This is a genomic window from Rhodococcus sp. KRD197 (genome assembly GCF_017168235.1).
In the GTDB taxonomy this organism is placed as follows: domain Bacteria; phylum Actinomycetota; class Actinomycetes; order Mycobacteriales; family Mycobacteriaceae; genus Rhodococcoides.
This window is the reverse complement of record NZ_JABFAO010000036.1, coordinates 20,996-31,905: the sequence shown is the minus strand read 5'-3', so window position 1 is coordinate 31,905 and position 10,910 is coordinate 20,996. Positions and strand designations below refer to the sequence as shown.

Below are 10,910 nucleotides of genomic sequence, written 5' to 3'. Positions count from 1 at the left end.
TGCTCGACATCGCCACCCGATCCCTGCCCAGAACAGTCACCGACCGCGCCCACGAACTCGCCCACCAAGCCGCTTGCGATGCCCGAGCCCGGCACGAAACCGAACGACGACGCCGCGAAGAAGAACAACGCCCACAGGCCTCTGACAAGAACTCCCGTCCCGACAGCAAACCCGACAACCAACCACCTGTGCCGCCACCCGGCCCATCTATGCCAGCACCTGGCCCACCGCCCGTGCCGGTCGCCGAGAACACCGCCCTCAACACCCTCGGCATCTACCCACTCGCCAACGGCCGCAGCAAAATCGACGGCAACCTCGACACAACACCACATCACGTATTGGCAGAACGGCGGCGCGACAGACCTGAACAACCTCGCCCTGCTCTGCAGCGAATGCCACCAACAAATCCACAACACCACCTGGGAACTCCACATGGGCGAGGACGGGCACCCCTACTCCATCCCGCCCGCTGAAACCGATCCCGACCAACAACCCATCCCCAGCTACCACCGAAGACGAAAACCCCGAAGACAAGACCACAGCGCCTAGCGTCGGCCGACGCGCCACACTCGCCCACGCGAGTCACACACCGCGGTCAGTAGCTTGGGTCTCCGCGCACGGCGGTCCCACGCAATATCGGCCTGCCCACATTGAGTTACCTTTGATGGAAATCGCCCCTGGGGAGGCGAACGCTGCCGACAGACGCACCATTGCATCCGCACTCGGTGGGTGTTGTTGTCGCCGTTCTCATTCGGAACACCAGACCATGGCCTCAACACTGACGTAAGCTCACGCGCACACGAGGCGGACCACGGCCGCCACAGCGGGAAGGGTCACTGGTGAGGACTGCACACGTTCGGCTGAAGAATTGATCGATCGATGAGCTACGGCACCGATAGTCCCGCCCAGGATTCCGTCGAGGTGGGCAAGTTCCTATCTCAACCCCCGGGCATCGTGTGGCATGCGATCACGGATCCGCCGATGCTGGAGCGATGGTTGATGAAGCCGGTCGGGTTCGACGCCACAGTCGGAACCGGGTTCGTCTTCGCCGTCCCCACTGAGCCCACCGGGGAGATCGCCTGCGAAGTACTGAAATCGGGTCGCAACCAACGCCTCACCTACAGCTGGGTCGACCTGCGTGCGAAGCACCCGGCACGGTGGATACTCGACTGGTCTCTCCATCCCCAGGGCCGCGGAACCCGAATCATCCTGAAGCACAGCGGTTTCGATATGAACGATCGCAAACAGATGATGGCCCGGAACGCTCTCGAACGCGGATGGAGAACAGCCTTGACGCGCCTCGACGAGATGCTGGATCAAACACCCTCACGCGGGTGAGTCTCACGTCCGGTGCATGACGCGCCTGACAACGCGACTACCGTAATGGAGCACTACAACCACAGGAATAAGTACTGAAAGCGCATACGGCACAACGATTGTGGCTGCAAAGACCAGAAACGCCGCCAGCGCTGGCCGACGGGAGGTTCCGAAGCTCGATTCACCCATTGCTCGACACTTCACCATCGCGTCCATCCGCCGAAAGCAGCAGGCGGAGTGTCTTCTCGAGGATTCTCTCGCCGGTGGTGATCTCCGCGAATTGCAGTCCTGCCAACAGGGCGACCAACTCGCGTCCCGAGTAGCCGTGGACGGCGCCCGATGCGTCGGCAACATCCGCAAACCGGCCCCGCTGCTCGTGCAGCGCCTCTGCGATTGCCGGGGAGCGCACGGACTCGATCATCAACTCGAAGCGAGTCAGTGTCTGCGAAAGACCGTCCGACGACCACTTGCCGAAAGCATCTTCTGCGTCCTCAGCCAGATCGGCCAGTTCGATGTCGGCCATCCGTTCGACCACACCCGCCACCAATTGGTCGCGGGTACGGAACCGATTCGACGTCGATCCCGGAGGCAGTCCCGCCTCGTCGTCGACCGCCCTGTAGGTAAGGCCTCGCAACCCGGATTCCGCGATTACTCGGATCGCCGCATCCGCCAAGACGTGCACTCGCTCGCTCATAACTACAAACGTAGTCGAAAGCCGACTACGTTTGTAGTTTTACGTCCCACAGAAGGTCTGGAACCCCTCGCTGAAGACGCGGGGTGCGGGCTGGGCATACTCGGCCCACTCGTCCCGGCGGTCGAACGGGTGAGTGACAACCTCCAGCAGTTCTCGGAACGGCTCGAGATCACCATCGGTGGCGGACCGCAGCGCGGCATCGACCCGATGGTTGCGCGGGATGTACAGCGGGTTGACGCGGTCCATCTCGTCGGCGATCTGCCGGACATCACCCTCGAGCGATCCGCGCCAGCGCTGCAACCACGGATCGATTCGGCCAGCAGGAACGATCGCGCCGAGCTCCGCTGACTCCCCGCGCAGCACCTCGGCGAGCGCTCGGAAGGTACCGGTCCAGTCGGCACCCTCCTCCTTCATGATCGTGAGCAGTTCGTCCACAAGTGTTCGGTCGAGCGATCTGCCTGGCGACCCGAGCTTGGCGGCCATCCCGGCGGAGTAATAGGCGTCGTATCGCTCGACGAACGTGTCGAGGACGGCGGAGACCGCACCGATCGCGTCGTCAGGTTTCTCGGCGACCAGTGTCAGGAGCGTTTCGGCGAACCGTGCCAGGTTCCATTTCAGAACCGCAGGCTGATTGCCGTACGCGTAGCGGCCCCGGTGGTCGATCGAGCTGAACACCGCCCCGGGGTCGAATGCATCGAGGAACGCGCACGGGCCGTAGTCGATGGTCTCGCCGGAGATGGTGGTGTTGTCGGTGTTCATCACCCCGTGCACAAACCCTGCCAGCATCCACTTCGCCACCAACGATGCCTGCGCGTCGACCACGGCCTCGAAGAACGCCAGGTAGTCGCCGGTAGCGTCGGGGTAGTGACGGGCGATCGCGTAATCGGCCAGCGGTTTCAGCGCCTCGCCCTGCCGGACCGCGTACTCGAAGGTGCCCACCCGGAGGTGACTCGACGCGACGCGAGCCAGGACGGCACCAGGCTCGGGGCCTTCGCGTCGTACATCCCGACCTGTCGCGACCACCGATAGCGCGCGCGTTGTGGGGATTCCCAGCGCGTGCATCGCTTCGCTTACGAGGTACTCCCGCAGCATCGGCCCGACCACCGCGAGACCGTCCCCGCCCCGCGAGAACGGGGTACGGCCGGAACCCTTGAGATGCAGATCGACGCGTTGACCATCCCGATTGTGCATCTCGCCGAGCAGCAGCGCGCGTCCGTCGCCCAGCATCGGCACATATCCGCCGAACTGGTGACCGGAATACGCCATCGCGACCGGGCTCGCCCCGACCGGCGGCGTCGACCCGGACAGGACGCCGACCCCATCGTCGGCGCGCAGTTCATCGATATCGAGTTGCAGCTCCGCCGCGAGTGACTCGTTCAGCACGAGCAGTGTCGGGTCGGGTGCATGAGCGCCCTGCCACGGCACCGTCAGTCCAGCTACCTCGTCGGCGAAAGTGTTTTCGAGGTTGCCGATAGCGGTGACGGGAAGTTTCGGTGTTGCGGCCATGACCCGAGCGTAGCTACATCTGCTGATCGGGGGCCGTGCTCACCGTTGCGCCGAGGCGTCGAATTCCTCGACCCGGGCATCGAGGATCGCGGCCTGCTGATCGGAGTCGGGTCCGGACCCGCGGAACGACTGCAGCGCATCCTCGGAGCTCCAGCGTTCGTAGACGTTGATCCGCGCCGGGTCGAGCAGGTCGGCTCCGATCGCGAAGTCGAGGCATCCGTCGGACACCCTGGCGAGCCGAATCACGTCCTCGCACCCGCTCAGGTAGCTTTCCCGATCGGTCGGGTTCACTTTCAGATATCCGGAAACAATGATCATGGAAGTACTGACCACCGTCGGTCCCAGAACTCATCGGGCCGACAACCCGAACTCTCAGCTCTGCAGCGGCGGCGGGGGCGGGGCCCGCAACAGCGATACCTGCGCTTCGCTGACCTATCCTGCACCGGTGCGTTCACTTGTGCTGGTATTGATGGCCGTTGGTCTGGCGGTGGGTCTGATGCCGCTGGCGTGGTACCTCATCGAACAGGTCTTCTTCGCTCCCGAGGTCGAGTACAACGGCGTCTACGAGCCGCTGCCAGGAGTGGACATGATTACCTCGAGGCAGGACTCCCTCGACTCGCCATTCGAGTTCAGGCTCGGGCTGCCGCCGTTCCTCGGTGCAGGGTTGGGCGCCGCGGTCGGCTTCGCGCTGGGCCGGCAGGGACTTCGGCTGGTCCGATCAGCCGAGGCGTGACCTAGTGCGGCGCCGACCGATCACACCTCGACGGTGAAGCCGAGGTCGACGTCGCACGCGGCCTGCCCGCCGCGGATGCCCCAGTTGTCAGTGGTGTGACCGCGGACAACGATGGTGACATGGTCGGCCGGAATGCCGAGTTCGCCGAGCCGCCGGACGATCTCAGTATAGAGACGACGCTTGGCATCCACGGATCGCCCGGCGTAGCAATCGATGGTCACCAGGGTGTACAGCTGCGGAAACGCGAGCGTCGGTGGCACCGCGAATCTGGCCGGATCGTGCACGAGAAGCCGAATATGCTTGTCGGTCTCCGGGATTGCGAAGGCTGCCACGAGCGCCTCGTGCACGGCGTCGATGATGGCCGTTTCGGTGGCCCGGTCGTGTGTGCAGCGAACTTCGATCAGCGAACTCGGCATGCGGGCAATGTTGCACGCATACCGATCTCGGCGCCACCGTATTTCGGAGGAATACTGCTCAGGTGATGCTGAACCCACCGTCGACGACGACGGTCTGCCCGGTGACGTATCCCGCCGCCGGTGATGCGAGCCAGATGGCGGTCGCGGCGAGCTCCTCGGGATCACCGGTGCGGCCGAGGACGAGGCGCGGCGACATGGACTCCAGGTAGCCGTCGGGGTAGGACTCCGTCATTTCCGTCTCGAAGAAGCCTGGGGCAATAGCGTTGACGCGGATGCCTTTTCGGCTTCCCCACTGCTGCGCGAGGTCGCGGGTGAGGCCGGCGATCGCAGCCTTGCTGGCCGAATACGCTGCCTGCGGCAGTCCTGCGGTGGTGATGCCGAGGATGCTGGAGATGTTGATGATGGAGCTGCCCGGTGCCATCACTCGACCACAGGCCTGCGCCGCCCAGTACGAGCCGTTCAGATTGATATCGATCACCGACCGGAACTGCTCCGGCGTCTCGCGGGTCGCCGGGACTGCGGTGCCGACGCCGGCGTTGTTGATCAGCACGTCGACCTGACCGAACTCGGCCATGGCGGCGTCGACGAGTGCACCGACCTGGTCGGGGTCGGATATGTCGGTCACCACAGGAAGAGCGGTGCCGCCGACGGATTCGACGAGCTTGGCCGTCCGGTCGAGTTTGTCGGCTCGACGCGCCGCGAGTACTACTCGTGCACCGGCTTCGGCGAATCCTGTCGCGAATGCGACGCCGAGCCCGGACGATGCGCCGGTCACGATCACTACTTTGCCGTCGATCTGGAAACGGTCGAGCACGCTCATCGAAACTCCCTGTGTGTCAATGGTGATACGGCCACCCTACGCAAGATGAGAAGTCATGCCGCTCGTCGTTCCGCGAGGCGGTGTCACCGCTCATGTCGACCGCGGAGTTGTCGAAGATTTCACTTGGATCACCGCTGTCGATTCGCAACCTTCCCTCCGGTAAGAGTAGGTTTCTTTCGCGTAGCGGACGAGGTGCCGTTCACAGCCCGTGTAGTTCTGAAATGGAGTTCGCCATGTCCACATCCGCGCAGGCGCCGGTCACCGCCGTCGAAGACACCTCGGTTCTGGGTGCGTTGCGGTCGCCGCGACGCCTGAAGACCGAGATCCTGGCCGGCATCGTCGTCGCGCTGGCGTTGATCCCCGAGGCGATTTCCTTCTCCATCATCGCCGGGGTCGACCCGCGAGTGGGTCTGTTCGCGTCGTTCACGATGGCGGTGACCATCTCCATCGTCGGTGGACGCCCCGCGATGATCTCCGCAGCGACGGGTGCGATCGCCCTGGTTGTGGCTCCGCTGTCGATGGAATACGGCCTCGATTACCTGATCGCAGCGGTCATTCTCGGCGGCGTCCTGCAGATCGTCCTGTCGGTGTTGGGTGTCGCGAAGCTGATGCGGTTCATTCCGCGCAGCGTGATGGTCGGGTTCGTCAACGCGTTGGCGATCCTGATCTTCACCTCGCAGTTGCCGTACCTGATCGGCGTCCCTTGGCTGGTCTACCCGATGGTCGCGGCGGGCCTGGTCATCATGTTCTTCCTGCCGAAGCTGACGACGATCGTTCCCGCCCCCCTTGTCGCGATCGTGCTGCTCACCGTCATCACCGTCGTGTTCGCGCTTGCCGTTCCCGATGTCGGCGACGAGGGCGATCTGCCGTCCTCGCTGCCGTCGTTCCTCATCCCCGACGTACCGTTCACGCTCGACACACTGTCGATCATCGCGCCGTTCTCGCTGGCCATCGCGCTCGTCGGGCTGCTGGAGTCGCTGATGACGGCGAAACTCGTCGACGACATCACCGACACCCACTCGAACAAGACCCGCGAGGGCTGGGGCCAGGGCGTGGCCAACCTGGTCACCGGTTTCACCGGCGGCATGGGCGGTTGCGCGATGATCGGCCAGACGATGATCAACGTCAAGGTCTCGGGCGCCCGCACGCGCATCTCGACGTTCCTGGCAGGTGTTTTTCTGCTGGTGCTGGTGGTCGGACTGGGCGATATCGTGGCGCTGATCCCGATGGCCGCACTCGTCGCGGTGATGATCATGGTGTCCGTCAGCACACTGGATTGGCACAGTATCCACCCGAAGACGCTCAAGCGGATGCCGAGGAGCGAGACCCTCGTCATGGTGGCAACGGTGGTGGTGACGGTTACCACGCACAACCTGGCGTACGGCGTCGTCGTCGGCGTCATCACCGCGATGGTGCTGTTCGCTCGCCGGGTCGCGCACTTCACCGAGGTGGTGGACATCGCGCATCCCGACGAGGACACACGCGTCTACGGGGTCCGCGGTGAGCTGTTCTTCGCCTCCAGCAACGACCTCGTCTACCAGTTCGACTACATCGGTGATCCGAAGAACATCGTCATCGACATGTCCGACTCGCACATCTGGGACGCATCCACGGTGGCGACGCTCGACGCAATCACCATGAAGTACGCCGCCAAGGGCAAAACCGTCGACATCGTGGGTCTGAACAAGCCGTCGATCGAGCGGCACGACCGGTTGAGCGGCAATCTCGGAAACGAGCACTGACCAAAGGGGTCACGCGCTGGCTCCGGCCATCGACCCCTTCTCCCGCGCGGGAACCTGCGGCTGCGTGCGGGTGCGTGCCTGCAGGACGGCGGCGACGAGGAGGGCGACTCCGACGAGGGCCTGCCCGTTGCCGACGAGCTGGCGCCAGGTGACCTCGAACCAGCCGGAGTCGGCGTCGATGCCGTCGAGCACGTAGTGCGGTCCAGCAATGAAGACGGCGATCGCCGGGACCAGCATCGGCCGCCAGCTGCGGTACTGCGGGGCGATCGCGAGCGGGACGAGCAGCACGCTGTAGACCCAGTGGTGTGAGACGGCGAACGGTGCCGCGAGCAGCGAGGCGAGCGCGACGATAGCGAAGGCGACCATCGATTCGCCGGATCGGACGAACCGGCGCGCGGACCACGCCGCGGCGCACACGATGACGATGGCCGCAGCCAGCCACAGCACGTCCTTTAACAGGTCGTCGGCACCGAGGCGGGCCAGGATGCCGGTGAGGGCCTGGTTGCGAACGAAGCTGTGCCCGCCGCCGCGTTCGGTGGCGAAGAACTCGGTGAGCCAGAAGTACAGCGATGCGCCCGGTAGCAACCAGAATCCGATGGCCGCGATGATCCCGACGGCAGCTGCGGCACGCGCGATCGACGCGAAGTCACGACGCACCAGGAAGAACAGTCCGAATGCGGCCGGGGTGATCTTGATCGAGGCGGCTACTGCCATGCCGACGCCCCGCAGCCTCTGCGGGATCGCACCCGTGCAGTCTGCGACGACGAGGGCCATCAGGACGATGTTGATCTGTCCGAACGCAAAGTTCGAGCGGACGGGTTCGAGCAGCAGGGCCACCCCGAGGGCAGCTAGCGCGACCATGGCCGGACGAGTCACTTGCAGCTTACGAAGAACCGACGCGAGCACCCACCAGACGAGCACGATGTTGATCGCAGACCACACGATCTGCAGGCTGACCATCCCGAGCAACGTCATCGGCGCAAACAGCACCGCGGCGATGGGAGCGTAGATGAATCGCAATCCCGAGCGGGTGGGGAAGTCGGCTGAGTACAGCGGCATGCGGTCGAGGTATGCAGCGCCCGCGTCCTGGAACACGGCGAGATCGATCTGATGAACTGTGACCGCTCGCACCATCAGGAAGATCGTGACGGAAAGGCTGAGAACGAGCCCGGCGACGATTGCAGCCGACTGAGGCCTGCCGATGGTCCATGCGGGTCTCTTCAGAGCAGTCCTTCGCACGCAGTTGTCTCCTCGGATGGCTGGCGGGATGTGTGCACGGCGGCGCTCGGCCATACCGTACGGATGATCTCTAACGTAACAGGAGAGTTACGCTGACGCACATCGCCTCATTTCGCGGTGACTAGAGTGGTGCTGCAGGAAGCACGCGTTTCGGGTGCACCAGGCGAGGGGAAGGCGGCACATGTCGGCGGACGACGGAATGCACATGCAGATCGGTCAGGTTGCTCAGCGGACCGAGCTGTCCATACGTACCGTCCGTCACTACGACGACATCGGCCTGGTCACGCCCTCCGCCCGCAGTACCGGCGGATTTCGGCTCTACACAGAGTCCGACGTGGAACGTTTGCTTGTCATCCGCCGCATGAAGCCGCTCGATTTCACGCTCGCGGAGATGAAACAACTACTTGCTTCCCTGGATGTGCTCGACGACGACGCTGCGGCCGCCGAGGATCGTGCGACGGCCGCAGCATTTATTCGTCAGTGCCACACCAAGGCCGAGGAGAGCTGCCGCACGTTGCGACGACAGCTCGCCTACGCCGAGGAACTTACCGACCTTCTGTCGAAGAACGGTGCCACTGCGCAGATTTGAAGATCTAGCCGTCGACGACGACCGGGACGACCAGCGGTTGACGACTCAGATTCTGCTTCGCCCAGCGGGTGGTCTCGTGCACCAGGCGCGTTTCGATCTGCTCCCTGGAGGCGACCCTCTTGTCGCTTTCGCGTTCGAGGGCACCGTTGAGGGCACGGCCCAGTTTCTTGAAGTCATCGGCGGTGTGCGCGAATCCGCGTCCGATGAAGTCGACGTCGTCCACCAGCAGACCGGTGTCGGGGTCGACGATGGCGATGACGGTGAGCACACCCTCGCTACCGAGTAGGCGACGTTCTGCGAGGGAATCCTCGGTGACGCCGCCGACGGTGCTGGCGTCGACGTAGATGAGCTCGATCGGGACACGTCCGGTGATGCTCGCGACGCCGTCACGTAGGTCGATGACGCTGCCGTTCTCGGCGATCAAGACGCGATCGCGTGGGACTCCGGTGCGGATCGCGAGGTCTGCGTTGGCCCGCAGGTGTCGCGATTCCCCGTGCACGGGAAGAACATTGGCCGGTTCGAGGATGTTGTAGCAGTACACCAGCTCGCCCGCGCTCGCGTGACCCGAGACGTGCACCTTGGCGTTGCCCTTGTGAACGACGTGTGCACCCTTGTCGACCAGACCGTTGATGACGCGGTAGATCGCGTTCTCGTTGCCGGGAATGAGGCTGCTCGCCAGCAGAACCGTGTCACCTTCGCCGACGCTGATCTGGTGCTCACCGGATGCCATGCGCGACAACGCCGCCAGCGGCTCGCCTTGCGATCCGGTGCAGACCAGCGTGATCTTGTTCGCGGGAAGGCGATTGAGTTTCGGTAGGTCCACCACGAGCCCGTCGGGCACGTTCAGGTAACCGAGATCGGTCGCGATCTTCATGTTGCGCACCATCGATCGCCCGACGAACGCAACTTTGCGACCCTGCGCGTGCGCGGCGTCGAGGACCTGTTGGATGCGGTGGACGTGACTGGCGAAGCTCGAGACGATCACTCGTCCGGACGTCTCGCGGAACACCTTCTCGATGGCCGGGACCAGATCGCGTTCCGACACCATGAATCCCGGAACCTCGGCGTTCGTCGAGTCGACGAGGAGCAGGTCGAGGCCTTCCTCGCCGAGACGCGCGAATCCTCGGAGGTCGGTGATCCGGCCGTCGAGCGGGAATTGGTCCATCTTGAAGTCGCCCGTGTGCAGGACCAGGCCGGCGTCGGTGCGGATGGCGATGGCGAGGCCGTCGGGTATGGAATGGTTGACGGCGAGGAATTCGAGCCCGAAAGGCCCTTCCTGACGCGTTTCGCCGGCGACGACCTCGATCAGTCTCGTCGAGACCTTGAACTCCTCGAACTTTGCTGCGAGGAAGTTCAGGGTGAGGCGTGAGCCGATGACCGGGATGTCGCCGCGCTCGCGCAGGAGGTACGGGACGCCACCGATGTGGTCCTCATGGCCGTGGGTCAGCACGATGGCGATCACGTCGTCGAGACGGTCGCGAATGAAGCCCCAGTCCGGCAGGATGACGTCGACGCCTGGCTGATGCTCTTCTGGGAACAGCACGCCGCAGTCGACGATGAGCAGTTTGCCGTCGAACTCGAAGACGGTCATGTTTCGGCCGATTTCCCCGAGACCACCGGCGGCGACAACGCGGAGATCTCCCGATCTGAGCCCGGAGGCGGGGGACTTCTTCGCCGCCGTGGTCGTGTTTTTTCTGGCGCGCGGGGTTCGTGACATGAACCTTACGCTACTGGAGGTTCTACACCCGGCGTTACTCCCGGGTCATCTCGACACACCGGCGAGGCGAATGACGTTCGGGGAGTGAGCCTGTCATACACAGGTCCCGGTGTCACCGAAATCGAGGCTGCAACGCC

13 protein-coding genes are annotated in these 10,910 nt (G+C 64.1%); 5 read left to right on the top strand and 8 right to left on the bottom strand.

Going from position 1 to position 10,910, the window contains the following annotated elements:
• Window positions 1-182 (bottom strand): hypothetical protein (locus tag J1M86_RS26585; protein WP_241260608.1); only part of this gene is annotated, 182 nt, incomplete at its 3' end.
• Between J1M86_RS26585 and J1M86_RS27050 the strand changes: the two genes are divergently transcribed.
• Together J1M86_RS27050 and J1M86_RS23770 are read left to right on the top strand one after the other, a co-directional pair.
• Window positions 142-549, top strand: a complete 408-nt coding sequence (locus tag J1M86_RS27050) for an HNH endonuclease signature motif containing protein (protein ID WP_368857276.1) — start codon at window positions 142-144, stop codon at window positions 547-549. The two genes, J1M86_RS26585 and J1M86_RS27050, sit on opposite strands and share 41 nt — an antisense overlap.
• Before the next feature lie 330 nt (window positions 550-879).
• Entirely contained in the window at window positions 880-1,338 is a 459-nt protein-coding gene (locus tag J1M86_RS23770) for an SRPBCC domain-containing protein (protein WP_075838131.1), read from the top strand.
• 160 nt (window positions 1,339-1,498) lie between these two features.
• Here the strand turns inward: J1M86_RS23770 and J1M86_RS23765 are convergent, their stop codons facing one another.
• The 3 genes from J1M86_RS23765 to J1M86_RS23755 are packed head-to-tail and all read right to left on the bottom strand — an operon-like array spanning window position 1,499 to window position 3,835.
• Window positions 1,499-2,011 carry a TetR/AcrR family transcriptional regulator gene (locus tag J1M86_RS23765; protein WP_206511619.1) on the bottom strand — a complete coding sequence of 171 codons (513 nt, stop codon included), beginning with the start codon at window positions 2,009-2,011 and terminating at the stop codon, window positions 1,499-1,501.
• A 39-nt stretch (window positions 2,012-2,050) separates the two neighbouring features.
• Entirely contained in the window at window positions 2,051-3,517 is a 1,467-nt protein-coding gene (locus tag J1M86_RS23760) for a YdiU family protein (protein ID WP_206511618.1), read from the bottom strand.
• A gap of 39 nt (window positions 3,518-3,556) precedes the next feature.
• On the bottom strand, window positions 3,557-3,835 hold the full coding sequence (locus J1M86_RS23755; RefSeq protein ID WP_206511617.1) for a putative quinol monooxygenase: 279 nt from the start codon (window positions 3,833-3,835) through the stop codon (window positions 3,557-3,559).
• On the opposite strand from J1M86_RS23755, the gene J1M86_RS23750 reads away from it, so the two are divergent.
• Window positions 3,834-4,250 (top strand): hypothetical protein, encoded by a 417-nt coding sequence (locus tag J1M86_RS23750; RefSeq protein ID WP_206511616.1) that lies wholly within the window; start codon window positions 3,834-3,836, stop codon window positions 4,248-4,250. The two genes, J1M86_RS23755 and J1M86_RS23750, sit on opposite strands and share 2 nt — an antisense overlap.
• Window positions 4,251-4,270: 20 nt before the next feature.
• Here J1M86_RS23750 and J1M86_RS23745 read toward each other — a convergent pair whose 3' ends face one another.
• Window positions 4,271-4,666, bottom strand: a complete 396-nt coding sequence (locus J1M86_RS23745) for a tautomerase family protein (RefSeq protein ID WP_206511615.1) — start codon at window positions 4,664-4,666, stop codon at window positions 4,271-4,273.
• Between the two features lie 58 nt (window positions 4,667-4,724).
• Window positions 4,725-5,486: an SDR family NAD(P)-dependent oxidoreductase gene (locus J1M86_RS23740; RefSeq protein WP_206511614.1), complete on the bottom strand. Its 762-nt coding sequence runs from the start codon at window positions 5,484-5,486 to the stop codon at window positions 4,725-4,727.
• A 233-nt stretch (window positions 5,487-5,719) separates the two neighbouring features.
• On the opposite strand from J1M86_RS23740, the gene J1M86_RS23735 reads away from it, so the two are divergent.
• Window positions 5,720-7,228: a SulP family inorganic anion transporter gene (locus J1M86_RS23735; protein WP_206511613.1), complete on the top strand. Its 1,509-nt coding sequence runs from the start codon at window positions 5,720-5,722 to the stop codon at window positions 7,226-7,228.
• 9 nt (window positions 7,229-7,237) lie between these two features.
• Here J1M86_RS23735 and J1M86_RS23730 read toward each other — a convergent pair whose 3' ends face one another.
• Window positions 7,238-8,467 carry a glycosyltransferase family 87 protein gene (locus J1M86_RS23730; protein ID WP_307786729.1) on the bottom strand — a complete coding sequence of 410 codons (1,230 nt, stop codon included), beginning with the start codon at window positions 8,465-8,467 and terminating at the stop codon, window positions 7,238-7,240.
• Between the two features lie 181 nt (window positions 8,468-8,648).
• Between J1M86_RS23730 and J1M86_RS23725 the strand changes: the two genes are divergently transcribed.
• Window positions 8,649-9,056, top strand: coding sequence for a MerR family transcriptional regulator (locus J1M86_RS23725; protein ID WP_206511611.1), 408 nt, complete (start codon window positions 8,649-8,651; stop codon window positions 9,054-9,056).
• Between the two features lie 4 nt (window positions 9,057-9,060).
• Here the strand turns inward: J1M86_RS23725 and J1M86_RS23720 are convergent, their stop codons facing one another.
• The gene (locus J1M86_RS23720) at window positions 9,061-10,773 is read right to left on the bottom strand and encodes a ribonuclease J (RefSeq protein WP_075838125.1); all 1,713 of its coding nucleotides are present in this window, start codon (window positions 10,771-10,773) and stop codon (window positions 9,061-9,063) included.
• Window positions 10,774-10,910: the final 137 nt, after the last annotated feature.

What these genes read in the sequence shown, in the direction of transcription:
- J1M86_RS23770 (WP_075838131.1), top strand. Translation starts at nt 880, where the DNA reads ATGAGCTACGGCACCGATAGTCCCGCCCAGGATTCCGTCGAGGTGGGC.
- J1M86_RS23765 (WP_206511619.1), bottom strand. Translation starts at nt 2,011, where the DNA reads ATGAGCGAGCGAGTGCACGTCTTGGCGGATGCGGCGATCCGAGTAATC.
- J1M86_RS23760 (WP_206511618.1), bottom strand. Translation starts at nt 3,517, where the DNA reads ATGGCCGCAACACCGAAACTTCCCGTCACCGCTATCGGCAACCTCGAA.
- J1M86_RS23750 (WP_206511616.1), top strand. Translation starts at nt 3,834, where the DNA reads ATGGAAGTACTGACCACCGTCGGTCCCAGAACTCATCGGGCCGACAAC.
- J1M86_RS23755 (WP_206511617.1), bottom strand. Translation starts at nt 3,835, where the DNA reads ATGATCATTGTTTCCGGATATCTGAAAGTGAACCCGACCGATCGGGAA.
- J1M86_RS23745 (WP_206511615.1), bottom strand. Translation starts at nt 4,666, where the DNA reads ATGCCGAGTTCGCTGATCGAAGTTCGCTGCACACACGACCGGGCCACC.
- J1M86_RS23740 (WP_206511614.1), bottom strand. Translation starts at nt 5,486, where the DNA reads ATGAGCGTGCTCGACCGTTTCCAGATCGACGGCAAAGTAGTGATCGTG.
- J1M86_RS23735 (WP_206511613.1), top strand. Translation starts at nt 5,720, where the DNA reads ATGTCCACATCCGCGCAGGCGCCGGTCACCGCCGTCGAAGACACCTCG.
- J1M86_RS23725 (WP_206511611.1), top strand. Translation starts at nt 8,649, where the DNA reads ATGTCGGCGGACGACGGAATGCACATGCAGATCGGTCAGGTTGCTCAG.
- J1M86_RS23720 (WP_075838125.1), bottom strand. Translation starts at nt 10,773, where the DNA reads ATGTCACGAACCCCGCGCGCCAGAAAAAACACGACCACGGCGGCGAAG.